The sequence below is a fragment of the Amycolatopsis alba DSM 44262 genome (genome assembly GCF_000384215.1).
In the GTDB taxonomy this organism is placed as follows: Bacteria; Actinomycetota; Actinomycetes; order Mycobacteriales; family Pseudonocardiaceae; genus Amycolatopsis; species Amycolatopsis alba.
Genome location: NZ_KB913032.1, coordinates 2,514,089 through 2,539,547 on the forward strand (window position 1 = coordinate 2,514,089; position 25,459 = coordinate 2,539,547).

The 25,459-nt window shown below is 67.9% G+C and carries 26 protein-coding genes; 7 read left to right on the top strand and 19 right to left on the bottom strand.

All coding sequences use genetic code 11. From position 1 onward, the window contains the following. Positions 1–34: 34 nt before the first annotated feature. Both AMYAL_RS0111765 and AMYAL_RS0111770 read right to left on the bottom strand, forming a co-directional pair. On the bottom strand, positions 35–721 hold the full coding sequence (locus tag AMYAL_RS0111765) for a uracil-DNA glycosylase (RefSeq protein ID WP_020631503.1): 687 nt from the start codon (positions 719–721) through the stop codon (positions 35–37). Beyond that, the gene (locus tag AMYAL_RS0111770; RefSeq protein ID WP_020631504.1) at positions 718–1,398 is read right to left on the bottom strand and encodes an endonuclease V; all 681 of its coding nucleotides are present in this window, start codon (positions 1,396–1,398) and stop codon (positions 718–720) included. Before AMYAL_RS0111770 ends, AMYAL_RS0111765 begins: the two co-directional genes overlap by 4 nt. A gap of 28 nt (positions 1,399–1,426) precedes the next feature. Between AMYAL_RS0111770 and AMYAL_RS0111775 the strand changes: the two genes are divergently transcribed. Beyond that, positions 1,427–2,932: a S10 family peptidase gene (locus AMYAL_RS0111775; RefSeq protein WP_020631505.1), complete on the top strand. Its 1,506-nt coding sequence runs from the start codon at positions 1,427–1,429 to the stop codon at positions 2,930–2,932. A gap of 62 nt (positions 2,933–2,994) precedes the next feature. Here the strand turns inward: AMYAL_RS0111775 and AMYAL_RS0111780 are convergent, their stop codons facing one another. The 12 genes from AMYAL_RS0111780 to AMYAL_RS0111835 form a co-directional block, all read right to left on the bottom strand. Further along, entirely contained in the window at positions 2,995–4,740 is a 1,746-nt protein-coding gene (locus AMYAL_RS0111780) for a S8 family peptidase (RefSeq protein WP_051137521.1), read from the bottom strand. 48 nt (positions 4,741–4,788) lie between these two features. After that, entirely contained in the window at positions 4,789–5,787 is a 999-nt protein-coding gene (locus tag AMYAL_RS0111785; RefSeq protein WP_026466980.1) for an ABC transporter ATP-binding protein, read from the bottom strand. Further along, the gene (locus tag AMYAL_RS0111790) at positions 5,780–6,772 is read right to left on the bottom strand and encodes an ABC transporter ATP-binding protein (protein ID WP_020631508.1); all 993 of its coding nucleotides are present in this window, start codon (positions 6,770–6,772) and stop codon (positions 5,780–5,782) included. Before AMYAL_RS0111790 ends, AMYAL_RS0111785 begins: the two co-directional genes overlap by 8 nt. A gap of 6 nt (positions 6,773–6,778) precedes the next feature. Beyond that, positions 6,779–7,732 (bottom strand): ABC transporter permease, encoded by a 954-nt coding sequence (locus AMYAL_RS0111795; protein ID WP_026466981.1) that lies wholly within the window; start codon positions 7,730–7,732, stop codon positions 6,779–6,781. After that, positions 7,725–8,651, bottom strand: coding sequence for an ABC transporter permease (locus tag AMYAL_RS0111800; RefSeq protein ID WP_020631510.1), 927 nt, complete (start codon positions 8,649–8,651; stop codon positions 7,725–7,727). The genes AMYAL_RS0111795 and AMYAL_RS0111800 overlap by 8 nt, the downstream gene beginning before the upstream one ends. An 86-nt stretch (positions 8,652–8,737) precedes the next feature. Then, a complete protein-coding gene (locus AMYAL_RS0111805; protein ID WP_020631511.1) occupies positions 8,738–10,354 on the bottom strand; it encodes a peptide ABC transporter substrate-binding protein in 1,617 nt (538 codons plus the stop codon). Positions 10,355–10,611: 257 nt separating this feature from the next. Next, entirely contained in the window at positions 10,612–11,565 is a 954-nt protein-coding gene (locus AMYAL_RS0111810) for a Ppx/GppA phosphatase family protein (protein ID WP_020631512.1), read from the bottom strand. 76 nt (positions 11,566–11,641) lie between these two features. After that, positions 11,642–12,796 carry a lytic transglycosylase domain-containing protein gene (locus AMYAL_RS0111815; protein WP_020631513.1) on the bottom strand — a complete coding sequence of 385 codons (1,155 nt, stop codon included), beginning with the start codon at positions 12,794–12,796 and terminating at the stop codon, positions 11,642–11,644. Between the two features lie 183 nt (positions 12,797–12,979). Continuing rightward, a complete protein-coding gene (locus AMYAL_RS0111820; protein ID WP_400838478.1) occupies positions 12,980–13,495 on the bottom strand; it encodes a DUF501 domain-containing protein in 516 nt (171 codons plus the stop codon). Between the two features lie 18 nt (positions 13,496–13,513). Next, a complete protein-coding gene (locus tag AMYAL_RS0111825; protein WP_093976464.1) occupies positions 13,514–13,876 on the bottom strand; it encodes an FtsB family cell division protein in 363 nt (120 codons plus the stop codon). A gap of 186 nt (positions 13,877–14,062) precedes the next feature. Continuing rightward, a complete protein-coding gene (gene eno, locus AMYAL_RS0111830) occupies positions 14,063–15,349 on the bottom strand; it encodes a phosphopyruvate hydratase (protein WP_020631515.1) in 1,287 nt (428 codons plus the stop codon). A 105-nt stretch (positions 15,350–15,454) separates the two neighbouring features. Beyond that, positions 15,455–15,943, bottom strand: coding sequence for a VOC family protein (locus tag AMYAL_RS0111835; protein ID WP_020631516.1), 489 nt, complete (start codon positions 15,941–15,943; stop codon positions 15,455–15,457). A gap of 71 nt (positions 15,944–16,014) precedes the next feature. On the opposite strand from AMYAL_RS0111835, the gene AMYAL_RS0111840 reads away from it, so the two are divergent. After that, positions 16,015–16,428, top strand: a complete 414-nt coding sequence (locus AMYAL_RS0111840; RefSeq protein WP_026466983.1) for a tetratricopeptide repeat protein — start codon at positions 16,015–16,017, stop codon at positions 16,426–16,428. 39 nt (positions 16,429–16,467) lie between these two features. Here the strand turns inward: AMYAL_RS0111840 and AMYAL_RS0111845 are convergent, their stop codons facing one another. Beyond that, positions 16,468–17,037, bottom strand: a complete 570-nt coding sequence (locus AMYAL_RS0111845) for a helix-turn-helix domain-containing protein (RefSeq protein WP_020631518.1) — start codon at positions 17,035–17,037, stop codon at positions 16,468–16,470. A 54-nt stretch (positions 17,038–17,091) separates the two neighbouring features. Here AMYAL_RS0111845 and AMYAL_RS0111850 point away from each other — a divergent pair, with 54 nt between their 5' ends. Continuing rightward, positions 17,092–18,012 (top strand): NAD(P)/FAD-dependent oxidoreductase, encoded by a 921-nt coding sequence (locus AMYAL_RS0111850; RefSeq protein ID WP_020631519.1) that lies wholly within the window; start codon positions 17,092–17,094, stop codon positions 18,010–18,012. Here AMYAL_RS0111850 and AMYAL_RS0111855 read toward each other — a convergent pair. After that, entirely contained in the window at positions 17,985–18,692 is a 708-nt protein-coding gene (locus AMYAL_RS0111855) for a lysozyme family protein (RefSeq protein ID WP_020631520.1), read from the bottom strand. The two genes, AMYAL_RS0111850 and AMYAL_RS0111855, sit on opposite strands and share 28 nt — an antisense overlap. A 274-nt stretch (positions 18,693–18,966) precedes the next feature. Between AMYAL_RS0111855 and efeU the strand changes: the two genes are divergently transcribed. From efeU to AMYAL_RS0111875, 4 genes are read left to right on the top strand one after another with little or no spacing between them, the layout of a single operon-like run. Beyond that, a complete protein-coding gene (gene efeU / locus AMYAL_RS0111860; RefSeq protein WP_020631521.1) occupies positions 18,967–19,806 on the top strand; it encodes an iron uptake transporter permease EfeU in 840 nt (279 codons plus the stop codon). A 5-nt stretch (positions 19,807–19,811) separates the two neighbouring features. After that, entirely contained in the window at positions 19,812–20,942 is a 1,131-nt protein-coding gene (gene efeO, locus AMYAL_RS0111865) for an iron uptake system protein EfeO (protein ID WP_026466984.1), read from the top strand. Continuing rightward, on the top strand, positions 20,939–22,204 hold the full coding sequence (gene efeB, locus AMYAL_RS0111870) for an iron uptake transporter deferrochelatase/peroxidase subunit (protein WP_020631523.1): 1,266 nt from the start codon (positions 20,939–20,941) through the stop codon (positions 22,202–22,204). Before efeO ends, efeB begins: the two co-directional genes overlap by 4 nt. Positions 22,205–22,238: 34 nt before the next feature. Then, a complete protein-coding gene (locus AMYAL_RS0111875; RefSeq protein WP_020631524.1) occupies positions 22,239–22,649 on the top strand; it encodes a PPOX class F420-dependent oxidoreductase in 411 nt (136 codons plus the stop codon). Positions 22,650–22,704: 55 nt separating this feature from the next. On the opposite strand, the gene AMYAL_RS0111880 is transcribed toward AMYAL_RS0111875, so the two are convergent. The 3 genes from AMYAL_RS0111880 to AMYAL_RS0111890 are packed head-to-tail and all read right to left on the bottom strand — an operon-like array spanning position 22,705 to position 25,447. Then, positions 22,705–23,265, bottom strand: coding sequence for a hypothetical protein (locus AMYAL_RS0111880; RefSeq protein WP_020631525.1), 561 nt, complete (start codon positions 23,263–23,265; stop codon positions 22,705–22,707). An 8-nt stretch (positions 23,266–23,273) separates the two neighbouring features. Beyond that, on the bottom strand, positions 23,274–24,647 hold the full coding sequence (locus tag AMYAL_RS0111885) for a hypothetical protein (protein WP_020631526.1): 1,374 nt from the start codon (positions 24,645–24,647) through the stop codon (positions 23,274–23,276). Beyond that, positions 24,644–25,447: an ABC transporter ATP-binding protein gene (locus tag AMYAL_RS0111890; protein WP_020631527.1), complete on the bottom strand. Its 804-nt coding sequence runs from the start codon at positions 25,445–25,447 to the stop codon at positions 24,644–24,646. The genes AMYAL_RS0111885 and AMYAL_RS0111890 overlap by 4 nt, the downstream gene beginning before the upstream one ends. Positions 25,448–25,459: the final 12 nt, after the last annotated feature.

The following is a 25,459-nucleotide window of genomic DNA, read 5'->3' on the forward strand; positions in this document are numbered from 1 at the left end:
CTGTGACCAGCGTCGCCACGGTTTCCGCACCGATTCAGTTCAGCCCGGCCGCCGAGGTCGCGGCGGCCAGGACGTCGCACACCATGTCAAGCGTCAGCCTGCCGGTCTGGACATTGCGCTGCGACACGTGGTAACAGCCGAAAAGGCGCAGGTCGCCGAGCTTCGCTTCGACCCCGTGGCCGAATTTCGGGCGTGGCGCGGGCACCGGCCAGCCCGCCTCGGCGAGCACCGGCAGCAGCGCCTGCCAGCCGAACGCGCCGAGCACGAAGACGGCCTTGAGCGTCGGCTTGAGCAAGGTGAGCTCTTCGGCCAGCCAGGATCGGCAGGTGTCCCGTTCCTCAGGTGTCGGCTTGTTGGCGGGTGGCGCGCATCTCACCGGGGCGACCATCCTGGTCCCCCGGAGTTCCAGGCCGTCACCGATGCGGGTCGACGTCGGCTGCGAGGCGACACCGACCCGGTGGAGGGCCTTGAACAGGACGTCGCCGGATGGGTCGCCGGTGAACATGCGGCCGGTCCGATTCGCGCCGTGTGCCGAAGGAGCCAGGCCGACGATGGCCAGTGACGCGTCCGGCGGGCCGAATCCGGGCACGGGCCGGGCCCAATAGGTCTCGTCGGCGAAGGCCGCGCGTTTGACCACGGCGATCTCCTCGCGCCACGCGACCAGCCGGGGACAGGCGCGGCAGCCGACGACCTCGGCGTCGAGTTCGGCGAGGGACCTCATAGCGTCTCTTTCAACGCGTCGCGGGCGAGGCGGTCCGCGAGACGGGTCGTCTCCGGCTGCCGGAACTCGGGGCACAGCCCCAGCACCTGACGGCACGCGTTGTCCAGGGAGATCTTGTGGCCGACGGAGACGTAAACGGGTTTCACGCCGTCCTGGGTGCGCAGGACCGCGCCGACGACCTCCCCGTCGTCCAGCAACGGCGCCCGCGAGCCGCGTTCGGCGCCGGGCTCGCCGTGCTCGCCGACGAACCGCGTCTTGCCGACTCCGATGGACGGCAGGCCGGTCACGACCCCGACATGGCAGGCCAGCCCGAACCGGCGCGGGTGGGCCAGTCCGTGCCCGTCGCACACCAAGAGGTCCGGGACGTGCTCGAGGCCGCGGAGGGCGTCGAGCAGCGGTGGCAGCTCGCGGAAGGCGAAAAGGCCCGGTTCGTACGGGAACGAAACCCGTGAAACGACGGTCCGCTTTTCCACGACGCGGAATCCGGAGGTCTCGAGCGTGACCGCGGCGGCGGCGATGAGATCGGTGCCCTCGTCGTAGGCGACGTCCAGCCCGGTGACCGTGACGATCTTTTGTGGACAGCGATCCTCGAGATCGACCAGGCCACGCAGGGTTTCCTGGATTTCGATCGCCTGGCCGGGGGTGTTCGGGCGATCATGCGCCGTGACGATGTCCACACCTACAGAGTGCCAGTAAGTTGGAAGCATGCCGGACACCAATTCCGAATCGAACACCGTGAAGGCCACCGACGAGAAGGACGCCCCGTCGGTGGAGACCAAGGTCGAGCCGACCGACGACCTGGTCGCCACGAAGCACACGCTGACACTCAAGCGGCGCAAACTCGCCTACACCGCCCGGACCGGGCGGATCGTGCTGCGGAAGGAGGTCGTCACCGACGGGAAGTCCGAGGGCCACCAGGCCAAGGCCGAGGTGTTCGTGACCGCCTACACGCTCGACGACGCGGAGCCCGGCTCGCGCCCGGTCACGTTCGCGTTCAACGGCGGGCCCGGTTCGGCGAGCGTCTGGCTGCACATGGGCCTGCTCGGCCCGCGCCGCGTGCTGTCCGGCGACGTCGACGACCCGGTCTCCCCGCCGTACGGGCTGACCGACAACCAGGAAACCCTGCTGGCGCACAGCGACCTCGTGTTCATCGACCCGGTCTCGACCGGCTACTCGCGCGCCGTGGACGGCGAGAAGGCCAAGGAATACCACGGGTTCACCGCCGACATCGAGTCCATCGGCGAGGTCATCCGGCTGTGGGTGTCGCGTGAACAGCGCTGGCTCTCGCCGAAGTTCCTCGCGGGCGAGTCCTACGGCACGCTCCGCGCGGCCGGGCTGGCGTCGCATCTCCAGGAACGCCACGGGATGTACCTGAACGGGCTCCTGCTGATCTCGTCCGTGCTGGACCTGGGCACCCTGCGGTTCACCGAGGGCAACGACCTGCCGTACTCGCTCTACGTGCCGACGTACGCGGCGATCGCGCACTACCACGGATTCCACGGCGACCGCCCGCTCGACGACGTCCTCGCGGACGCCGAGGACTTCGCGGCCAAGGAACTCCCCTGGGCCCTCGCACGCGGCGCCCGTCTGTCCACACAGGACCGGGCCGAAGCGGTGGCGACACTCGCTTCACTGACCGGGCTGAGCGAGTCCTATGTGGACCGCGTCAACCTGCGGATCGAGCACGTCCGGTACTTCACCGAACTGCTGCGCGACAAGGGCCTCACCGTCGGCCGGATGGACGGCCGGTTCACCACCTGGGAACCCGACGGCGGCCGCGAGCACATGAGCGACGACCCGTCGATCTCGCGGATCATCGGCGCTTACACGGGCGGGCTCAACCATTACGTGCGCGCCGAACTCGGCTACGAGAACGACTTGCCGTACGAAATCCTCTCGACGGACGTCTTCAAGGCCTGGTCCTACTCGGACTTCGAGGGCCGCTCCGTATCTTCCGTGGACTCTCTTGCCTCGGCGATGCGCGCGAACCCGCACCTGCGGGTGCATGTCGCTTTCGGTCACTACGACGGTGCGACGCCGTACTTCGCTTCGGAGCACGTGCTGGCGCGTTTGCAGATTCCCGAGGAACTGCGGGAGAACATCGACACGGCTTACTACCCGGCGGGGCACATGATGTACGTGAACGAGGAGTCACGGGTGCGGCAGGCGAAAGACCTGGCCAAGTTCATCAAGGGCGCTTCAGGGAAGTAGTGATGTGCTCGTGAGTGGTAAGGACGGTGCAGAACCGTCCTTACCACTCACGAGCGTGACGATCAGCCTCGCAGGAACTCCGAGCCACGCGTCACGGCCGACCAGGCGTCGACGGCACCATGGCCGTAGAAGCCGTTGAACGAAGCGTCACCGGTGCAGGTCGCGGTGAACGACGCGTCCCGGCCTTCCTTCAGGTAGTCGACGGTCCGGGGCACCGGGCAGGCGATGTCCGAAGCCGTGCCTTCGAGCACCCGCTGCACCGCGTCCGGGTCCATCCCGAAGTCACGCGAACCCTTGCCGTACTGCGAAACGATGAGCGCCGCGACACCGGTCGCGTGCGGCGACGCCATCGACGTCCCCTGCAGCCACTGGTAGTAACCGACGCGGCCGTCGGCGGCGGTCGCCTTCTGGATCCCGGCGGTGACACCGGCGGGCGTGATATTCCCGGCCGCGTCGATGTTGCCTTCGGCGACGCCGACGTTGCGCGGATACGTCGAGAGGATCTCGTTCTCGACGGTGCGGTACCACGGGGTGCCGAAGTAGTCACGGAAGTATCCGCCGGGGGCGGACACCGAGATCTGCTCGACGCCGTAGTTCGAGTAGTCCGCCTTCGCCTGCGAAGGACCGAAGGACGAGACGCCGATCGTGTGCGGGCCTTCGATCGGCAGCGAGAGGCAGCTGTTGTCGATCTGCCGCGGATGCGTGCTGTTCGACGGGTAGCCAGGGCTCGACGCGTCCGGCTGCGGGGCGGCGAGGTCGCTGTGCTGGTTGCCCAGCGAGACGACCTGGGTGACACCCTTGCGGTGCGCGTAGTTCAGCGCACGGGTCGTGGCCTCGATGATGGTGCGCTGTTCGGCCTGCTGCGCGGGCGTGTCCGCGGGGTTCGCGGCACAGTTGTACAGCCAAGGATCCGTGTAGAAGCTCATGTTGACGACGTCGATACCGGCGTCGCCGGCGTAGGTGATCGCGTCCACGGTCGACTGCAGGAAGAAGAAGCCCGAGTCCTGCCCGGCGCGGATGTTCACCAGCGTCACGTTCGGCGCGACGCCCGAGACACCGAAACCGTTCGCGGCGGCGCCGATGGTGCCGGCGACGTGCGTGCCGTGCCCGTTGTCGTCGTGGTCCACCGGGTCCACACAGCCGCGGAACTCACACGGGCCGTCGACGACGGCGCCATTGACGTCGGAAACGATGTCCTTCGTGAAGTTCCGCGACGCCGCGCGGTCGAAGTTCGGCGCGATGTCCGGGTGGCTCGCGTCGACACCGGTGTCGATGATGCCGACCTTCACCCGCTTGTCACCGGGCTGCTTGGTCCGCGAAAGGTCCGAGCGGACCGACTTGAGGCCCCAGAGCTGATCGTCGAGCGGGTCCATGCCGACGGCCTTCGGCTGCGCCGGCTTCTTGGCCGACGCGGCGCCGCGGCTCTCCTTCTCGACGGCGTTCGGCTTGACCTTCGCCTTGCCGTCCTTCGGCGCGACGCCGATCGGCTTCGCTTTGGCCGCACCGAAAACCGAGCGGTCGGCGGAGACCCGTTCGGCGAATCCGTTGGCGGGCGCGGTCGCGGTGATCAAGCCGACCGCGGCGTTGCTGGTCACGACGGTGCCACCGGCGGCGCGGACCGCCCTTTCCACCGACGCGACGCTCTGCCCGTCACGCGCCAGGACGGAGAATTCGGTCGCCGCGCCGGAAAGCGCCGGCTGCGCGGACGCGACCGGAGTAGCGACGATCGCACCGAACAGCGGTACCGCGAGCGCGATCACGAGAGATCTGGGTCTTTTCACTTCCTGCCTCCTGAAGAAACGATTCATGAAAACTACGTCAGCGTTCTCCACTTATCAAAGAAGTCCCTACGAAAGTCAGGGGACGACCGTTTTCTCCTCCGCGAAATGGCAGGCGGACAAATGCCCGCCTGCCCGCGTGATCAATTCGGGTTCCTGATCGGCGCAGATGTCCTGCGCCTTCCAGCACCGGGTGCGGAACCGGCAGCCGGACGGCGGATCCAGCGGGCTGGGCACGTCGCCTTCCAGGCGGATGACCTGCCGCTGCCCGCGCAACGCCGGATCCGCGACCGGCACCGCGGACAGCAGCGCCTGCGTGTAGGGGTGCGAGGGATGTTCGTAGATCTCCTCTTCCGTCCCCATTTCCACGATCTTGCCGAGATACATCACCGCGACCCGAGTGGAAAGGTGACGGACAACGGACAGATCGTGTGCGATGAAAACGTAGGAGAGACCGAATTCCTTCTGCAGTTCACCGAGCAGGTTCATCACCTGCGCCTGGATCGAAACGTCCAGCGCGGAAACCGGTTCGTCGCAGATGATGACCTTCGGCCGCAACGCCAGCGCCCGCGCGATCCCGATGCGCTGACGCTGCCCGCCGGAGAACTGGTGCGGATAGCGGTTGATGTGCTCGGGATTCAGCCCGACGACGTCGAGCAGCTCCCGCACCTTCGCCGCCCGCGATCCCTTCGGCGCCACCTCGGTGTGGATTTCGAACGGTTCACCGATGATGTCGCCGACGGTCATCCGCGGGTTCAGCGAGGTGTACGGATCCTGCAGCACGATCTGGATCTCGCGCCGCAGCCGCCTGAGTTCCGCTCCCCGCAATGCGAAGATGTCGCGGCCTTCGAAGGTCGCGAGGCCGCCCGTCGGCTCCTCCAGCCGCATCAGCACCTGGGCCAAAGTGGACTTCCCGCAACCGGATTCCCCCACCACACCAAGGGTTTCCCCCGGCATGAGCTCGAAGGAGACCCCGTCGACGGCCTTCACCTGGCCGATCGTGCGCTTGAAGAGGATCCCGGCTCGCACCGGGAAGTACTTCACCAGGTTCTCGACCCGCAGAATGGGCTCAGACACGACCGCTCACCACCTCGTCGGCGAAATGGCATGCGCTGACCCGGCCGAAACCGAGGGTGTGCAGGGCAGGCCGTTCGGACTCGCACCGGCTCTGGGCCCGCAGACAGCGCGGATGGAACGGGCAGCCGGGCGGCACGTTCAGCAGGCTCGGCGGCAGGCCCTTGATGGTCTCCAGCGTCTGTCCTTTGAGATCGAGCCGCGGCAGCGAGGCCATCAGCGCCTCGGTGTAGGGATGCCCCGGCGAGCGGAACAACTCGGTGACGTCGGCCTGTTCGACGATCCGGCCCGCGTACATCACCGCGATCCGGTCGGCGACCTCGGCGACCACCGCCAGGTCGTGGGTGATCAGGATCAGCCCCATCCGCCGTTCGGCCTGGATCTCCGCCAGCAGGTCCATGATCTGGGCCTGCACGGTGACGTCGAGCGCGGTCGTCGGCTCGTCCGCGATCAGCAGATCGGGGTCGAGCGCGAGCGACATGGCGATCATCGCGCGCTGCCGCATCCCGCCAGAGAACTGGTGCGGGTACTCGCGGACGCGGCGGGCGGCGGCGGGGATGCGCACGATGTCGAGCAGTTCGATCGCCCGCTTACGAGCGTCCTTTTTGGACATCCCGAGCCGGACCCGCAGCTGCTCTTCGATCTGGAATCCCACGGTGAAGACGGGGTTCAGCGCGGAGAGCGCGTCCTGGAAGATCATCGCGATCTCCCCGCCCCGCACCTCACGCCGCCGTTCTTCGGTGGCGGTGAGCAGATCCTCGCCGCGGTAGCGGACGGCGCCGCCGGTGACGACGGCGGGCGGGCTGTCCAGGATGCCCATCACCGTCTGCGCGGTCACGCTCTTGCCCGAACCCGATTCTCCCAGCACGGCAAGGGTTTCCCCGGCGCGCACGGAGTAGTCGACTCCGTTCAGCACGGTCGCGACACCGTCGGACGTGCGGAATTCGACGTGGAGGTCTTCCACCTCTAGCAGCAATTCGTCGGTCACAGCCGATCACCGGGCCTTCGGGTCGAGCGCGTCGCGGATCCCGTCACCGAGCATGACGAACGCGAGCACGGTGATGGTGACGAACCCGGCCGGGAACAACAGCATGTGCGGGTTCACCCGGAAGTAGTCCCGCGCGTCGCTGATCATCACGCCCCACGAAACGACCGGTGGCCGCACGCCGACACCGAGATAGGCCAGCGTCGCCTCCGCGCCGATGAACGCGCCGAGCGCGATGGTGCCGTAGACCAGCACCGGCGCGACCGTGTTGGGCAGCAGGTGCCGGAACACGATGCGCGGCGTGCTCGCGCCGAGACCGCGCGCGGCCTTGACGTAGTCGAGCTGCTTGGCCACCAGCGTCGCCGACCGCATGATGCGCATCGCCACCGGCCAGCTCAGCGCGGCGATCGAAACGACCACCTGCACGATGATGGTGACCGCGCCGGGGTTCGAGCCGGGTGCGTTGAACGTGGTCAGGATGACGATCGCGCCGAGCACGAACGGCAGCGCCGCGAAAATGTCGCCCACCCGCGAGAACAGGCTGTCGATGAGACGCCCGTAGTACCCGGCGACGATCCCGACCACCGAGCCGATCAGGATCGTCAGCACCGTCGCGAAGACCCCGACCAGCAACGACGCCCGCGCGCCGTGGATGGTCCGCGCGTAGACGTCGTAACCCTGGTTGTCGTAACCGAACCAGGCGTCCGCGGACGGTCCTTCGTTGGCGTGGAGCAGATCGCTGAACCCGGCGGGCCGGGAACTGAACAGGTCGGGCGCGATCGCGATGAGCACGACGAGCGCGATGATGACGGCGGAGATGATGAACGACGGCCGCCTGCGCAGCATCCGCCAGGCGTCGCCGCCGAGGCTGCGCGGCTTGTGCGCCACCGCGGAATCGTCGGCGACTCCGGCGCTCGCGACGTCCACGGAGGCCGCGCCGCCTGCCACATTGGGGTCAGTCATAACGGATCCTCGGGTCGAGAACGGCATAGAGCAGGTCGACGATGAGACTCACCAGCAGGTAGACCACCACCAGCAGGACGACGACGCCGGTGACGGTGGCGCCCTCCCGGTTCTGGATACCGCGGAAGATGAGCCCGCCGATGCCGTTGATGTTGAACACGCCTTCGGTGACGATGGCGCCGCCCATGAGCGCGCCGATGTCCGTGCCGATGAAGGTCAGCACCGGGATCACCGAGTTCCGGAGCAGGTGCACCCCGACGACCCGGCTGCGCGGCTGTCCTTTCGCGACGGCCGTGCGGACGTAGTCGGCGTGCCGGTTCTCGGCGATGCTCGTTCTGGTCAAGCGGGCGATGTAGGCCATGGACAAGCTGCCGAGCGCGATTCCCGGCACGATCAGTTCGCCGATCGTGGCGTCCTCGGAGACGCTCGCGTCGATGATGCCCAGTTCCGAACCGAGGACGATCTGGAGCACGATCGCGGTGACGAACACCGGGATCGAGATCAGGAACGTGGTGGACATCAGCACGAGGTTGTCGAGGAAACCCTTGCCGCGCAGGCCGGTCAGGATGCCGGCGGACAGGCCGATGATCGCTTCGATGGCCACCGCGATGAGCGCGAGCCGGACGGTCACCGGATAGGCGTTCCCGATCAGCTCGCCGACCGAGACACCGTTGAAGGTCTCTCCCCAGTCGCCGGTGAACAGGTTGCCGAGGTACTTGAAGTACTGGACGAAGATCGAATCGTCGAGGTTGAACTTTTCGGTCATCATCTCGATGTAGGCGGGCGGGCAGGCGACCTGACCGCATTTGCCTGCGAACGGGTCACCGGGCACCGCCCATACGAGGGCGTAGATGAGGAACGTGGTGCCGAAGAAGACCGGGATGAGTTGAAGTAGGCGTCGGAGGATGTACTGGGGCATGGGCGTGCCGTCCTGGGGATCGCGTGGTGGGAGCCGGGGTCCGGCCGGCCGGGAGCGGGGCGCTCCCGGCCGGCACGACCACGCGTTTACTTCGCCGCGACCTCGATGGACGAGTAGTCCGCGAGACGACCGAAGTCGAGCTTCACGGTCTTCAGGCGGTTCGACTTGCCGCCGACGCCCTTCTCCTCCCACACGGGGATCTGCGGCAGGTCCTTCGCGATCAGGTCCTCGGCCTGCTGGTACAGCTTGATCGCGGCCGCCTTGTCGGCGGTCTGGTCAGCCTGGTTCAGCAGGGCGTCCACGGCCGGGTTCTTGTACGTGGAGTCGTTCGACGAACCGGTGCTCTTGTAGCGCGGGTTCAGGTAGTTCTCGATCGACGGGTAGTCGGCCGACCAGTCGGAGCGGCCCATGCCGGTCAGCTGGCGGTTGTTGACGATGCTGCGCCACTGGCCGAAGTCGGTCGCCGGGACGAAGTCGCATTCGACGCCGAGCGCGTTCTTGATGCTGTTGCACGCCGCGACCAGCGGCTCCTTGCGGCCACCGTCGGCGTTCGACGCGATGGTCAGCTTGCCGGTGAAGCCGGACTTCGCGAAGAGTTCCTTGGCCTTCACCGGATCGAACTTGCAGAACTCGCAGACACCCGGCCGGTATCCCTCGATACCGCGCGAAACATAGCCGTCGGCGGGCGAGTAGGTGTCGTTCATGACCGTCTTGACGATCTGCTCGCGGTCGATCGCCATCGCGATCGCCTTGCGCAGGTCCAGGTTGTCGTAGCCAGGGACGTAGTACGGGATCGCGAGCGCGCTGATGCCGAGCAGCTTCCCCTCGACCAGACGCTCACCGAGGTCGGTCTTGTACTTCCCGCCCGCCTTCGCCGCCGGCGGGAGCGCCTCCATGAAGTCGAGGCGGTTGCTCAGCAGATCCTGGTACGCGGTCTCCTGGCTGGTGTAGATGCGGACTTCCAGGTCCTTGAACTTGACCTTGTCCTCGCCCTGGTACTCGTCGAAGCGCGTGAGCTTCATGTTCTGGTTGGGCGTGCGCGAAACGAACTTCATCGGTCCGTTTCCGATCGGGGCCTTGGCGAACGCCTCCGGGTCGGCGAAGAACTTGTCCGGCAACGGCGCGAAGGCGAGGTAGCCGATCTTGGTGGCGAACACCGAGAACGGGCCCTTGAGGGTGACCTGGAACTCGTAGTCGTTCGCGACCTTGAGCCCGGACATCTCCTTGACGGTCGGCTCTTTGGCGCTGATCTCGTCATAGCCCTGGATCTGCTCGAAGAACGACGCGTTCTGCATGCCGTTCTTGCCGTTGGCGCTGTAGTTCCACGCGTCGACGAAGTTCTTGGCCTTGACCTCGGTCCCGTCGTGGAACTTCCAGCCCTTTTTGAGCTTGATGTCGAAGACCTTCGAATCGGTCGTGGTGATCGATTCGGCCATCAGGTTGTACGGCTCGGCGGTGTCGGACTTGTAGCCGACCAGCGCCGAGAAGATCGGCTTGAGCGCCTTGGACCCACCGAGTTCGTTGGTGTTGGCGGGAATCAGCGTGTTCTCCGGCTCGGTGCCGTAGACCGAAACCGACGCGTTGGCGTCGGCGGCGCCGGATCCCTTGTTCTCCTTGGACCCACCACCTCCACAGGCCGTCAGCAGCAGGGCCGCCGTGGCCACCACCGCCGTCGCTCCCCAGAACCCGCGTGAAGCCCGCATGTCCCCTCCAACTCTCGTCGTCGGATAGTCCGGCGGGCGCTGGTCGCGCCCCACCGCCCAGAAGGTGAGACGACGCTATGGGACAGGTGAAGGCGATCACAGTGCGTTGGTGTTGCAAATGGGTGACGGTATCCGGGACCACCCGGTCAGAGCACAACCTTGGTAGGAACGCGGCTGCGCCGAACGGGCTAATCCGGACTGGAGGTCACCACTTGATCACCGAAAGAAATGGCTTCACGCAACGGAAAACCCGGTTCTCACGCCAGTGACAGCGCGATCCCGTCGAGGATGTCGTGCTCGGAGATCACCAGTTCGTCAGGACCACCGCGCGTGGCGAACTGCTCGGCCAGCACCTGCACGATCACCGAACCGCCGCCGATCACGTCGACCCGGCCGGGGTGGATCACCGGGTTCGCGGCGCGGGTCGCGTGGTCGGCTGTGAGGAGCGACTGCGCGACGCGGTCGATCTCGGCGTGGGAGAGCTTCGAGAGGTGCGTTCGCTCGGAGTCGTACTCCGACAGACCTTGTGCCACGGCCGTCAGGGTCGTGACCGTCCCGGCGACACCGATCCACGTCTTGGCGGTGGACACGTCGACGACGTCGAAGGCCTCGGTGAGCACCTTGGCGGCCAGCTCGCGGGCTTCGGCGATCTCGCCTGCTGTCGGCGGGTCGGACTTCAGCGCGCGTTCGGTGATCCGCACGCAGCCGATGTCGACCGATTTGGCCGCGATGACCTCGGCCTGGCGACCGTCCCAGGTCCCGACCACGAGTTCGGTCGAGCCGCCGCCGACGTCGACCACCACGAAGGGACCGTCATCGGGATCCTGCTCACCGACCGCGCCGGTGAAGGACAGTCGCGCCTCTTCGTCGCCGCTGATGACCTCGGCCTCGGTACCGAGCACCTCGCGGGTCATCGCGAAGAACTCGTCGCGGTTGCCCGCGTCGCGAGTCGCCGACGTCGCGACCATGCGGACCTTCTCCACGCCCTTGCGGCGCGCGGCGATCGTGTAGTCGGCCAGCGCCTTGCGGGTGCGCTCGAGCGCCTCGGGGGCCAGCTTGCCGGTGGCGTCCACACCCTGTCCGAGGCGGACGATCCGCATCTCGCGGTGCAGGTCGCGCAGGTCGACCGTCCCGTCGTGACGGGGGGTCAGCTCGGCGACGAGCAGGCGGATGGAGTTGGTCCCACAGTCGATCGCGGCAACACGAGGCATGCCCCGGAGATTACAGCGGAGCGGAGCTTCTCCGTTGAGGGTGGTGGCGGGGGCATGGATGGATAGTCAATGCCGATCAGGTGGGTTTGGTGCTGTCGCTCGTCGGCGGCACCGTCGTGGTCGTGGTGGTCGTCGTCGGCGAAGAGCAGGTCGTCGGCGGCGGAGTCGTGGTCGTCGGGCTCGTGCTCGACGTGGTCGGCTGCGTCTCCGTCACGGTGACAGTCGGGCACGGCGGCTTCGAGCTGCTCGTCGGCGGTTTCGACGAGGAAGAACCCGAATTGCTCGGCGGCAGCGAACTCGACGGCGGCGGCGTCACCGAACCGGGCGGCGTCGACGGCACCGGAGGCGGCGGAACCGAGGTGGGCGGCGGCGCGGCGGCCGCGTTCGGGGCGCCGATCGGCACCCTGCTGTCTGGCGTCGGCAGCACCCCGGTGCGGTAGGCCTCGGCCCAGATCAGCACGGTGTTCACGTAGGTGTCGGAGTTGTTGTAGCGGAAAACGGCCGCGCGCAACTGGTCCGGTTTGGACAGATCGAGCCCGCCGGAGCAGAGGTAGCGGCCGGTGCCCAGCGCCGCGTCGAAGATGTTGTTCGGATTGGACTCGCCGTCGCCGTTGCCGTCGGAGGCGTAGCGGGCCCAGGTCGACGGAATGAACTGCGTCGGGCCGACGGCGCGGTCCCAGACCGTGTCGCCGTCGTATTTGCCGCCGTCGGTGTCGGGGATGGCCGCGAACGGTCCGGCCCCGTTGAGCTGCGGGCCGAGGATCGGTTCGAGGGTGTTGCCCTTCGCGTCGACGTAACCGCCGCGCGCGTGATTGGACTCGATCCGGCCGATACTCGCGATCAGCGCCCAGTCGATGTGACAGCCGGGCTGTTCGGCGATGAGGATGTCGGCGGCTTTGCGGTACGCGGCGAGCGCGGTGACCGGGATGCCGAGCGGACCGTTGGGGAGTTCGTCCGCGGGAAGCGGGAGCGGGGTCGGCGCGTTCGGCAGGCTGCCGTCGACACCGATCTGCTGGACGAGCGGGTTCTTCGGGTCATAGCCGCCGACGAGGGCGACGTTGTCGGTATGGACCGTGCTCGCCGTCGCGGCCCAGCTGCCGGCACCGACGACCGCGGCACCGGCCGGGACGATGGCGAGGACACCTCCGGTCACCGCGGCGATCGTGCGGTGCCGGAGACAGAGTCTCCGGACATGACCGGTCACCGCGCCTGGCACGTGCCTCACGCGCATACCTCAGAACCCTCCCGGCGGATCGCGACTCGACGATCCGGTACTTCCCCACCCCGACAACGCTCGACCGTGCCCAGCCTGCCGCATACGGTGACCGGTTTCACCCCATAGGGGAGGACCAGTTTGCCGACAAAGGATGAATTAACCCACCTGGAGGAACTATCTGTGCACCGGGTGTCGGTGTTACCCCTGGCAGTCGCCCGACGGCCAGCCGTTGGCCTTGAGCAGGGCGAGGGTCTCGTCGCCGAACGGGTTCACGCCGGGGCCGACGGCGAGCGTGTGCGCCAGGTGGACGTGCAGGCATTTGACGCGGCCGGGCATCCCGCCCGCGCTGACCTCGTGGCCGAGCGAATCGATGGCGTCGCGTTCGGCGAGGTAGCTCTCGTGGGTCTTCTGGTAGGCGGCCGCCAGCTCGGGGTCCTCCGCGAGCCGGTCGGTCATCTCCTTCATCAGCCCGGACGCCTCGAGCGTGCCGACCATCGAAGTCAGCTTCGGGCAGGTCAAGTAGTAGAGCGTGGGGAACGGGGTGCCGTCGTCGAGGCGGGGGCTGGTCTGCACGACCGACGGGTGGCCGCTCGGGCAGCGCGCGGCGACGGCGCGCAGCGCACGGGGTGCCCGGCCGAGCTGTTCCGCGATGATCTCGCGGTCGGCGTCGGTCACAGGCTCGTATGAAGACTTTTCCGTGCTGTTCACGCCCATAAGGCTAAAGGGAGAGCTTCAGCCGCCCGCGACCTGATCCCACAGCTTCTCGTACCAGGAGCCGGCGGGCACCGGCTGCTGGCCTTGCGGCTCTCCCTGCTCGGGTGCCTTGTCCTCGGGCAGCTGCACGATGTACGGCGTCTCGCCGGGCTTCACGAAACCGAAGCGCTTACGCGCCTCCGCCTCGATCTGGGCGGGGTCGCTCAGCTCGGCCTTGCGGCCCTCCAGCTGGGCGACGCTCCGCTGCAGTTCGGACTGCAACTGCTGCTGCTCGTTCACCTCGGACTTCTGGCTGAGGTACGTGCGCAGCGGGACGGCGATGGTGAACGCGAGCGCGCACACCACGATCGCCACCACCGCGGCCCGGCGGGTGGTGGACATGCCGAGCACCTTCGCGGCACCCGATGCCCTCTTCGCCGCCAGGCTGCGGCGCAGCCGGGTTCGGGCGCGGACCTCCGTCGTCGTGGTGCGGCGCGCGCTCTCCGGACGGCGGCCCCTGCTGGAGCCGCCTCCGTCCGCACGCCCGCTACGACGGGTCCGCGCCCTCCCCCGGTCTGCCATGGCTGGTTACCCCTCGGCGCTGAACCGCGGGAACGCGAGGTCGCCGGCGTAGCGTGCCGCGTCGGCGAGGGTCTCCTCGATGCGGAGCAGCTGGTTGTACTTGGCGATCCGCTCGCCGCGCGCCGGGGCGCCGGTCTTGATCTGGCCGACGCCGGTCGCGACGGCCAGGTCCGCGATGAAGGTGTCCTCGGTCTCGCCGGACCGGTGGCTCATCATCGACTTGTAGCCGTACGAGGTGGCCAGCGAGATCGCGTCGAGGGTCTCCGACAGCGTGCCGATCTGGTTGACCTTCACCAGCAGCGCGTTGGCGGCGCGGCGGGTGATGCCCTCTTCGAGGCGGTCCGGGTTGGTGACGAACAGGTCGTCGCCGACGATCTGGACCTTCTCGCCGACCTCGGCGGTCAGCTGGACCCAGCCGTCCCAGTCGTCCTCGCTCAGCGGGTCCTCGATGGACACGAGCGGGTAGTCGCGAAGCAGCTCGGCGTAGTAGGCCGACATCTGCTCGGCGCTCTTCTTCGCGCCTTCGAAGGTGTACGCGCCGTCGGAGAAGAACTCGGTCGCGGCGACGTCGAGCGCGAGCGCGACGTCACGACCAGGGGCGTACCCGGCCTTCTCGATCGCCTGAAGGATCAGGTCGAGCGCTTCGCGGTTGTTCTTCAGGCTGGGCGCGAAGCCGCCTTCGTCGCCGAGGCCGGTGGCCAGGCCGCGGCCCTTCAGGACCGACTTCAGCGAGTGGTAGACCTCGGTGCCCCAGCGCAGGGCCTCGCGGAACGACTCGGCGCCGATCGGCGCGATCATGAATTCCTGGATGTCCACATCGGTGTCGGCGTGCGCGCCACCGTTGAGGATGTTCAGCATCGGCACCGGCAGCACGTGCGCGTTCGGCCCGCCGAGGTAGCGGAACAGCTCCAGCTCGGCCGACTCGGCGGCGGCCTTCGCGACGGCGAGCGAGACGCCGAGAATGGCGTTCGCGCCGAGACGGCCCTTGTCCGGGGTGCCGTCGAGGTCGACCAGCTTCTGGTCGACGATGCGCTGGTCGACGGCTTCGGTGCCGACCAGGTCCGGGCCGATCTCGTCCAGGACGGCCGCGACCGCGCGCTCGACACCCTTGCCGTTGTACCGGCCGGTGTCGCCGTCACGCAGCTCGACGGCTTCGTGTTCGCCGGTGGACGCACCCGAGGGGACCGCGGCCCGCGCCAGCGTGCCGTCGTCGAGAGCCACCTCCACTTCGACCGTCGGGTTGCCTCGCGAGTCCAGAATCTCGCGAGCGCCTACCTGCTCGATGAGCGCCACGCCATGCTCCTCATGTGGGTCGTGCCTGCGGTGACGGGGCCCAGCCTAGCCGTCGGCGCCGTTCACCCGTTGGAGGCACGCGCCACAAAGCGCGGTGACCCGTACTTATTCCGTGGGTGGTTCACCTGCGCGGACTTCACGCCAGCCCGACGGAAGCTCGACGGTGTCGGAGAACTGCTGCCAGAAAGTCCAGCTGTTGCCGCCGATGTCGGAGACGGTGAACACGCGCGCGCCGTAGGGCTGGTCCTGGGGCGCGTCGAGGTCCACGTCCTCGCCGAGAGCGGCACGGACCCGCTCGTACTGCGCGTCGGCGTCGGGGACGTAGACGATGTTCAGCTGCCCGACCGGGCCGTCGACACCCTTGGCCTGCCAGTACTCGGGGCCGACCCCGGCCAGCTGGATCTTGGCCGGGCCGGCGCACAGCGTGGCCTGGAACACCTCTCCGGAGGCGTCGGCGAAGCGCACTTCCTCGGTGAACCCGAACACTCTGACCAGCCACGCGACCGCTTCGGTCGCGTCGGCGTAGTAGAGGTACGGCGCGAGCCCGAGGTAGCCGGGCTCGTTCTCGGGCCTATCCGCTTCGGCACTGCTCATGGCAGGACAGTCCACCATGACCGTTTCAGCAGTCGAGATCGGCCCTGCCCAGGGGTATCGTGGAGCGGACCATGATGGATGCCGAACCCGCCCCAGAACCCGGTCAGGACTCGTCCGGCGAGTCTCGGTTCCGCGCTTTCCGACAGGCTGAGGCGCTGGTCGAAAGCCGCAGGCCGCTCGACGCCCTCAAAGCCCTCGGCCCCTTGCTGGAGGAAGAAACCGACAAGCCGAGCGTTCAGTTGCTGGCGGGCCGCGCGTATTTCCACTCCGCACAGTTGCGGCGGGCCGAACGTGCCTTCACCCGTGTGCTGGAACTGGACCCCACCGATCATTACGCGCGGTTCGTGCTCGGCCGGACCCTCCAGCGCCTCGGCAGGCTGACCGAGGCGCTCGCGCAGATGCGGATCGCGTCGGCGATGCATCCGATCCCGGAGTATCTGGAAGCGATCAGCGAGGTCAGCGCGCGGATCGCGTTGCGCGACTGACCCGCCCGCCGTCGCCGCGGGAGCAAGGGACCTTTGCTCTCATTTGGACCTGGCCCGCAGGTGGGCCCGCTCGCCCTGCTTGCCGAACAGCACCAGCAGTTCCACCGGCCCCGGCCCCGCGCTCCCGAACCAGTGCGGCACGCGCGTGTCGAATTCCGCGGCCTCGCCGGGCCCCATCGTGAAGTCGCGGTCACCGAGCACCGCCCGCAACCGTCCACTGAGGACGTACATCCATTCGTAGCCCTCGTGCGTCCGCTGCACCGGTTCGATGTCTTCGACCGGGATCAGCAGTTTGAACGCCTGCGGCTGGCCCGGCTGCGCGGTCAGCGACCAGGCGGTGAACCTGCCGAACTTCTGCGGTTTCATCCGGACCCGCGGGTCGGACGGCTCGGGTTCGCCGACCAGTTCGTCGAGCGGGACCTGATGCGCCGCGGACAACGTGAGCAGCAGTTCCAGGGTGGCCTTCCGGGTGCCCGATTCGAGCCGCGAGAGCGTGCTGGCGGATATCCCCGTCGCCTCCGACAGCGCGGACAGGGTGGTGCCGCGTTCCTTACGGAGCAGTTTGAGCTTCGGGCCGACCTCGGCGAGCCGTCGTTCGATGTCCTCCATGCCTCCAGTTTGCCAAATCGGCAATGAACTTTGCCAGATTTCGAAGAATTACGGATGCTCGGGAGCATGGACAACGAATATGACGTGGTGATCATCGGCGGTGGTGCCGCGGGCCTCAGCGCGGCCTTGGTACTGGGCAGGGCGCGGCGCAAGGTCGTCGTGATCGACGGCGGCACCCCGCGCAACGCCCCGGCCGCGCACGCGCACGGTTTCCTGACCAGGGACGGAATTCCACCCAAAGAATTACTGGAGACAGGCCGTGACGAAGTCCGCGGCTACGGCGTCGAGATCATCGACGATGTCGTGCACCGGCTGCGGCACGACAAGGCGGTGGAGCTGGCGAGCGGCCGGGTCATCAGCGGTCGCCGGATCATCGTGACCACCGGGCTGGCCGACGAACTGCCGGACGTCCCTGGCGTCGCGGAGCGCTTCGGCAACGACGTGCTGCACTGCCCGTACTGCCACGGGTGGGAAGTGCGCGATCAGCGTTTCGGCGTGCTCGCCACCTCCGACAAGTCGGTCCACCAGGCGCTGATCGTCTGGCAGTGGAGCAAGGATCTGACGTTCTTCACGCACACTCAGCAGATCCCGGCCGAGGACCGGGCGAAGCTGACGGGGCTGGGCATCCGGATCGTCGACGGGAAGGTGTCCGAACTCGCCGTCGAAAACGACCGGCTGACCGGTGTCCGGATGGTCGACGGCGAACTCGTCGAACGCGATGTCGTGTTCGTCGGCCCGAAGTTCGTCCCGCACGACAAGCTGCTGGCCCAGGTCGGCTGCGCGCGTACCGAAGCCGGTTCGATCGAGGTGGACGCGCAGGGCAGGACGAGCGTCGACGGCGTCTGGGCGGCGGGCAACGTCGTCGATCCGATGGCGCAACTGGTCGTCGCGGCAGGCGACGCCTACCGGATGGCCACGGCGCTCAATTTCGATCTGGTCCTCGAGGATCAGGGCGCGACGCTGGCGTCCGCGTAGGCGTCGGCCGCGCTGAAGACTTCCTGGGCGTAGGGAACCGGCTGCTCGAACGTCCGCATCGACTTCCACCAGCCTTCCGGGGTGGCGACGTCGTCACCCGCGGCGCACAGGTAGCGGGCGGTGGTGAAGGCGGCGTCGTCGAGGTCCTTCGGATCCGGCTGCTTGCCGTCGCTTCTGGCCCTCGCCGCGTGTTTCGCCCAGACAGCGGGCTCGAGGGTGATCGGACCGGGCCTGCCCTGCGCCGCTTCGACATGGGAAATGCCGGCGAGGGTCGCCCACGAGAGGTGACAGCCCGGCTTCTGCCGCCGAAGCCACATCTCGGCCCGGCCGTAAGCGGACAGATCGGTGGCGGAGAGCTTGGTCTTGGCGGCCACCCGGTTCGCCCAGGTCTCCAATTCCGCCGCGTCGGAAACGGTCGGCCGGTCGGGCGGCGCGGCGAGCCCGGCCCGCGGCGTCGCCACCCCTGGCTGCGGCTTCTGGTCGGGGACCGCGAGCGCGGCCTGGGGCTGTTGCGGCGGCGGGGGCGGTTCCTCCCCCTCCGGCCGGTTCACTCCGACGGTCATGATCAAGATCACCCCCGTGAGCACGAGCCCGCCCGCGAAAGCGAGCTTGGGGACGTACGGCGGCAGAGGGCGCGCTGGGTGCTCCGGGGCTTCGGTGCTCTGGGCGGTTTCGGCCACCCGGTCAGGTTACTTCGCCACACTTCCGGGCGATGACCCATTCGGCTTACGAAGCCAACTGACGGTAAAGCGAATCGGTGACCGGTCCCCTGGCGGCCGATTCGTTATGTGAACTCCCGAGGTCGCGCTGACCTGGGGATGCTCGTGAGCACCTCGTCCGATCAAGACCCTTTCGAACGTTTCGTCCACTTCCGGACCGCGTCACTCTCCCTGGACTTTCAGGGAAGCCTTACCTAAAACCAGGAGGTTCAGTCAGACGACCAGGGAGAACGACGTGTGGTTCGCGAGTGCGCTCATCGGCGTGCGTGAAGGTCTGGAAGCGGCCCTCGTCGTCAGCATCCTCGTCGCGTTCCTGGTCAAGACCGAACGGCGGCACGCGCTGCGCTGGGTGTGGCTCGGTGTCGGCGCCGCAGTCCTGCTGTCGGTCGGGGTCGGCGCGATCCTCACCTACTCGACCGCCCAGCTGACCTTCGAGCAGCAGGAACTGCTCGGCGGCGGGCTGTCGATCGTCGCGGTCGGTTTCGTGACGGCGATGATCTTCTGGATGCGCAAGGCGTCCAGGACGATCGCCGCGGAACTGCGCGGGAAGCTGGACGAAGCGCTCGACGTGGGACCTGTCGCGGTCCTCGTCCTGTCGTTCTTCGCCGTCGGCCGCGAAGGCCTGGAGACGGCGGTGTTCTTCTATTCCACCGTGCAGACCGCGCAGGGCGGGACGACCGAACCGCTGATCGGCTTCACCGCGGGCATTCTCGTCGCGATCGCGCTGGCCTACCTGATCTACCGCGGCGCCGTCCGGTTCGACCTCGGCAAGTTCTTCACGATCACCGGTGTCCTCCTGGTGTTCGTGGCGGCGGGCGTGCTCGGCTACGGCCTGCACGACCTGCAGGAAGCCGCCTTCCTGCCCGGTTTGACCACGCTCGCGTTCGACGCGTCAGCGGTCCTGCCGGAGACCAGCTGGTACGGCGCGCTGCTCAAGGGGATCTTCAACTATTCGCAGCAGACGACGGTCCTGCAGGCCGTCGCGTGGGTCGCGTACGTGGCGATCGTGCTGCCGCTGTTCCTCAGGCCCAAGAAGAAGGCCGCGGCTCCGGTCGCGGCCGCGATCAAGGAGTGACCTCCGTGTCTCGTCGATTCCCGCTCGTCGCGCTCGCCGGCGTCGGTGCCCTGGTGCTCACCGCCTGCGGTGGTGGCGAGGAAACACCCGCCGCGGCAGGCGGCCCGATCAAGGTCGAGGCGTCCGACAGCGCCTGCGCCGTCTCGGTGAACACCGCGAACGCGGGCAACGTGACCTTCGAGATCACCAACAAGGGCAGCAAGGTCACCGAGTTCTACCTCTACGCCGAGGGCGACCGGATCATGGGCGAGGTCGAGAACATCGCGCCGGGGCTGAACCGGCGGCTGATCGTCGAGGTCGCCGAGGCGGGCAAGTACCAGACCGCCTGCAAACCGGGGATGACCGGCACCGGCATCCGGGGCGATTTCACCGTCACCGGTGGCGGCGCCAAGCAGAACGACCCGAACTCGCAGAAGGCGCAGGCGGTCAAGAGCTACGCGGAGTACGTCGCCAACAACACCAAGGCGCTCGACGAGGAGACCACCAAGTTCGTCGCGCTGGTGAAGGCGGGCAAGACCGACGAGGCGAAGGCCGCGTACGCTCGCACTCGCGTCTACTTCGAGCGTGTCGAGCCGGTGGCCGAGAAGTTCGGCGACCTCGACCCGAAGATCGACGCGCGCGAGGCCGACCTCGAACCGGGCCAGAAGTTCACCGGGTTCCACCGGCTGGAGAAGGACCTGTGGGTGACCGGGCTCCAGGCCGACGCCGGTCAGATCGCCGACCAGCTGCTCGCCGACGTCAAGGAACTGGTCACGAAGTCCGCGTCGATCGAGCTGAACGCGCTCGATCTGGCCAACGGCGCCAAGGAACTGCTCGACGAGATCGCCACCGGCAAGATCACCGGTGAGGAAGAGGCGTTCTCGCACACCGACCTCTCGGACTTCCAGGGCAACCTCGACGGTTCGAAGGCCGCGATCGCCTCGCTGCGCCCGCTGCTCCAGACGAAGGACGTGGCACTGGTGTCCACTTTGGACAAGGAATTCGGCAACGTGCAGGCGCTGCTGGACAAGCAGCGTGAGGGCGACGGCTTCAAGTCGTACACCGCGCTGAGCCAGGACCAGATCAAGGAATTCGCGTCGGCGGTGGACGCGCTGAGCGAACCCTTGAGCAAGGTCGCCGAGGTCGCGGCGCAATGACCGGGGCGGAGCACACCTCGGTCTCCCGCCGGAAGCTGTTCGGCATGGCGGGAGCGGGTGCCGCCCTCGTCGGAACCGGCGCCGCGGCCGGATTCGGCGCGAACCGGCTCCTCGGCGGGGACAGCCCGGCGCAGGCGGCGCAGAGCGTCGTCGAGTTCCACGGCGAACACCAGGCAGGGATCGTCACGCCGGTGCAGGAGAACCTGCATTTCGTCGCACTGGACGTGACGACTAAGGACCGTGAAAAGCTGGTCAAACTGCTGCGCACGTGGACGGACGCGGCCCGGCGGATGACCGCGGGCCAGGAGGTCGGGACGGGCGGTGCCGTCGGTGGCGCCCCCGCCGCTCCGCCGAGCGACACCGGCGAGGCGCTCGACCTGGCGGCGTCGTCGCTGACCCTGACCATCGGTTTCGGCCCTTCGCTGTTCGACGACCGGTTCGGGCTCGCCTCGAAACGGCCCGCGGCGCTGATCGATCTCCCCCTGTTCCCACAGGACAAACTCGATCCCGCGCGGGGCGGCGGCGACATCTGTATCCAGGCGTGCGCGGACGACCCCCAGGTCGCCGTGCACGCGATCCGGAACCTCGTGCGGCTGGGCTTCGGCGTCACCGCGGTGCGCTGGTCGCAGCTCGGGTTCGGCCGCAGCTCGTCGACGTCGCGGGCGCAGTCCACGCCGCGGAACCTGTTCGGGTTCAAGGACGGGACACGCAACGTCAAGGCCGAGGAGACCGACATCCTGCGCGACCAGGTGTGGGCGACGGCCGAAGACGGGCAGCCGTGGATGGCGGGCGGGTCGTACCTGGTCGCCAGGCGGATCCGGATGCACATCGAGACCTGGGACCGGGAGTCTCTGAAGGGCCAGGAAGGGATCGTCGGCCGGTCGAAGGGCACGGGCGCGCCGCTGGGACAGTCCGCCGAGTTCGACGCACCCGACTTCCAGGTCGGCGGCGCCGGCGGCGAAAAGCTGATCCCGGAAGACTCGCACGTCCGGCTGGCGTCGCACGAGAACCTGAACGGGGCGCGGATCCTGCGTCGCGGCTACAACTTCGTCGACGGTTCCGACGGTGTCGGGCATCTCGAAGCGGGACTGTTCTTCCTCGCCTTCAATCGGGACACGCGCAAGCAGTTCGTACCGATGCAGCAGGCGTTGTCGTCGAAGGACGCGATGATGGAGTATCTGCAGCACACCGGATCCGCTCATTTCGCGGTGCCGCCGGGTGTGCGCGAAGGCGGTTTCTGGGGCGAGGGCCTGTTCGCTTGACCTCCAGTTAAGTCGAGGTCGCACACTGGATTTCATGTTCAGTGAAGCGGAACTCGACTTCCTCGCCACCCAGGAACTCGGACGGCTGGCGACGGCGCAACCGGACGGCACACTGCAAGTCAGCCCCGTCGGCTACGCCTACAACACCGAGACCCGGACGATCGACATCAGGGGCTACGAACTGGCGAAGAGCAAGAAGTTCCGGAACGTGGCCGCCAACGGTCAGGCCGCGTTCGTGGTGGACGACATGCCCTCGTACGACCCGCCGAGGATCCGCTGCCTCGAGATCCGGGGCCGGGCCGAAGCGCTGACCGGCGCCTGCACGCCCGATGGCCATCTCGACGGCGCGGTGATCCGGATCCACCCCTCGCGGATCATCAGTCTCGGCATCGACGACCCGGACCACGACCCGCTCGATCTGGTTCCGCACAACCGGAACGTCTGACCGCGAAAGGGGCGTCCCTGATTCGTCAGGAACGCCCCTTTCCTCTGTGACACGGTCAGCGGCGGTTACCGAAGACCATGTAGGTCCCGAGGCCCGCCACGGCGAGCACCACGGCGGTCCACGTGGCCGCGGCCACGTCGGCGGGCTGAAGGAGCCAGGTGATCACCAGGTGCGTGGTGTCCGTGCCCGACGTGGTGGCCCAGACCACGAACGAGACGACGAACACGAGCAGCGGCAACGTCCACCCGAAGGCCCCGCCGAACAGCACCGCGGCGATCCCGACGAGACCGAGCAGCCCGCCCGCGTTCCGCAGGATGATCTCCACCGGGACCCGATCCGCCTCCCACAGCCGCGGCAGCAGCACGGCACCGACGGCGAGGCCGCCGATCAGCAGGAGATGCAGGCCCCGACGGGGCACCCAGCGGATCGCGGCGGTCCTGTCCAGGTCGGCGTCCTGCCCGCTGAGGCCGATGGCGGTCACCGCGATCGCCACCAGCAGCGCCAGGGAAACCGGGATCCTCGACCAATTGTCCCGCGCCAGGAACCAGATCACCGCCATGCTCACCGCCAGCGCCGCGAACGACGTGGGCATGGCACGCGAGCGGGCGTACAGCACCGCCCATCTCATCGGGCACCGCCGAGCAGGATGTCGAGCTGGTTGCCTTGGCAGGTCAGGCCCGCCTGCCGCACCGCGATGATCCGTTCGCGCTGCACGTCGGCCGGAAGGGCACGGAAGATGTCCTGCTTCTGGACGACCTCGTTCTTCGTTGCGTCGCTCAGCCAGGAACGCTCGGACAACTTCCACTCGCCGAGGAACCAGCTCGACGTGATCGCCCGCGCGGCGACCTCGTCCATAAAGGACTTGTCGACACCCCGGAGGGTGTAACAGGTAGGCGTCCCGGCGCCGGCGACCAGCGCCCACGTCACGTCGTCCGGTTGCAAGAGCGAACGGACGGACCAATCCAGCAGATCCACGGAGACGGTGTCGGCGGCACGCGGCGGCACCTCGTCGTAGTCCAGGCGCCGGTCCTGGACCGCGACTTTGACCGGCGCGTCCGGCAGCGTTCCCAGCAGCCGCAACGCTTCCTTGCCGGGCCCGGCAAGCCTGGGGAGTTCGTACCCCATCGCGCCGGGTACACAGACCGGCCCGTCACAGAGCATCGCCGTCGCGCGCGGGTCGACGGCCTTGGCTTCGGCCGTGCTGTTGGGGAGAACGGGCAAGGCGATCGCGACCGCCACCAGCGCGGGAACGACGGCGAGTGCCTTCGCCCTCGTGGAGCGAACCGCCAGCAGAAGGAATCCTGTCGCCGCCAGCCCGGCTAGCCAGACCCCTTGGCCGAGATCCATCCTGCCCGAGGTGGTCGTGAACGGATCGTTGACGACGTCCATCGCGGGAGCGAGCAAAGCGACCCGGAGCGGAACGGCTCCGAAGATCACGCTGCCTTCCGACCCGCCGATCTGGAACACGAGCATGGTCACGAGAGCGGCGACGGCCACCGCGGGCGCCGTCAGCGGATGCGGCAGCAACCGGCCGATCCCGAGCCCGATCCAGGCGCCCGCGAGCATCGCCAGCACGCCGACCACGACGATCGGCAGCCAGCCGAAGGTGAAGAACCCGCCGTTGAAGACAGTCTGGACGGCACCGGCGGCGAAGACCAGCAGATAGCCCAGCACCAGCAGGCCGCCCAGCGCACCGGCGAGCTTCGCGGCCCGGTGCCATCCGGGACGCGGCATCGTCGTCATGAGTTCGGCCGTACCGGATCGGCTGTCCCGCATGCCCTGGATGGCGCCGGCTCCGATCGCGATCGGCCACAGGAACACCAGCAGGAACCGGCTCCACTGCGCGGCGAGCCCCCAGTGCTCGTCCCAGGCGAGCGGCAGCCTCGTCCACGGGCCACTGAACGAATACAGGAAGCCGAACGCGACGACCAGGATCGCGAGAGCTGCCCACGGGGCGATGGTGCGGCGGAGTTCGATCCGCAGAATCCGCGTGTTCACCAGTTCCCCTTCCCCGGCTCGTGCCCCAGAAGGGCCGAGTACCCGCGCTCGATCGGGCTGTCGCCGACGTGCTCCGCGCTCCCGGCCGCGGCCAGTTCGTCCGGGGTCCCCTGGAAGACGAGCTTCCCGTTTTCGAACAGGACGACGTCGGTACACGCTGTGGCGACGTCCTCGACGAGGTGCGTCGACACGACTACGCAGGCGTCACGTCCCAGCTCCTGCATGAGATCCCGGAAGCGCACCCGCTGCGCCGGGTCGAGCCCGGCGGTCGGCTCGTCCAGCAGGAGGACGTCCGGATCGTTCACGATCGCCTGCGCGATCCCGACCCGCCGCACCATGCCGCCGGAGAGCGTCTTCATCTTGTCGTCGGCGCGGTCGGCGAGACCGACCCGTTCGATCGAACGCTGCACCGCCCCCGGTATGTCCTCTTTGGACATTTCCTTGAGCCAGGCGATGTACTCGACGAACTCGCGGACGGTGAATCGCTTGTAGTAGCCGAAATTCTGTGGCAGATAGCCGATACGGCGGCGCAGGCGGCGCTGATCGGTGAACCCCCCGACGGATTCACCGAGCAGCGCCAGCCCTCCCTCCGCCGGCCGGAGCACCGTCGCCAGTGCCCGGATCAGCGTGGTCTTCCCGGCCCCGTTCGGGCCGAGCAGACCGTGCACCCCCGTGCCGAGTTCAAGATCGAGCCCGTTCACGGCGAACTTGCGTTTGCCGACCCGGACCTTCAGTCCCTCCGCTTTGATTTGCCACGCGTAGGTCGTCGGCGCGACCTCCGCGGCCCCGACAGCACGCATCATGTTCTCCCC

Coding starts and splice junctions, on each gene's coding strand:
- AMYAL_RS0111835 (WP_020631516.1), bottom strand. CDS start 15,943: ATGAGCAGTGCCGAAGCGGATAGGCCCGAGAACGAGCCCGGCTACCTC.
- AMYAL_RS0111890 (WP_020631527.1), bottom strand. CDS start 25,447: ATGCGTGCTGTCGGGGCCGCGGAGGTCGCGCCGACGACCTACGCGTGG.
- AMYAL_RS0111845 (WP_020631518.1), bottom strand. CDS start 17,037: ATGGAGGACATCGAACGACGGCTCGCCGAGGTCGGCCCGAAGCTCAAA.
- AMYAL_RS0111850 (WP_020631519.1), top strand. CDS start 17,092: ATGCTCGGGAGCATGGACAACGAATATGACGTGGTGATCATCGGCGGT.
- AMYAL_RS0111800 (WP_020631510.1), bottom strand. CDS start 8,651: ATGCCCCAGTACATCCTCCGACGCCTACTTCAACTCATCCCGGTCTTC.
- efeB (WP_020631523.1), top strand. CDS start 20,939: ATGACCGGGGCGGAGCACACCTCGGTCTCCCGCCGGAAGCTGTTCGGC.
- AMYAL_RS0111805 (WP_020631511.1), bottom strand. CDS start 10,354: ATGCGGGCTTCACGCGGGTTCTGGGGAGCGACGGCGGTGGTGGCCACG.
- AMYAL_RS0111840 (WP_026466983.1), top strand. CDS start 16,015: ATGATGGATGCCGAACCCGCCCCAGAACCCGGTCAGGACTCGTCCGGC.
- AMYAL_RS0111810 (WP_020631512.1), bottom strand. CDS start 11,565: ATGCCTCGTGTTGCCGCGATCGACTGTGGGACCAACTCCATCCGCCTG.
- AMYAL_RS0111780 (WP_051137521.1), bottom strand. CDS start 4,740: ATGAATCGTTTCTTCAGGAGGCAGGAAGTGAAAAGACCCAGATCTCTC.
- AMYAL_RS0111825 (WP_093976464.1), bottom strand. CDS start 13,876: ATGTCCACCACCCGCCGGGCCGCGGTGGTGGCGATCGTGGTGTGCGCG.
- AMYAL_RS0111765 (WP_020631503.1), bottom strand. CDS start 721: ATGAGGTCCCTCGCCGAACTCGACGCCGAGGTCGTCGGCTGCCGCGCC.
- AMYAL_RS0111875 (WP_020631524.1), top strand. CDS start 22,239: ATGTTCAGTGAAGCGGAACTCGACTTCCTCGCCACCCAGGAACTCGGA.
- AMYAL_RS0111775 (WP_020631505.1), top strand. CDS start 1,427: ATGCCGGACACCAATTCCGAATCGAACACCGTGAAGGCCACCGACGAG.
- AMYAL_RS0111815 (WP_020631513.1), bottom strand. CDS start 12,796: ATGCGCGTGAGGCACGTGCCAGGCGCGGTGACCGGTCATGTCCGGAGA.
- AMYAL_RS0111795 (WP_026466981.1), bottom strand. CDS start 7,732: ATGACTGACCCCAATGTGGCAGGCGGCGCGGCCTCCGTGGACGTCGCG.
- AMYAL_RS0111820 (WP_400838478.1), bottom strand. CDS start 13,495: ATGGGCGTGAACAGCACGGAAAAGTCTTCATACGAGCCTGTGACCGAC.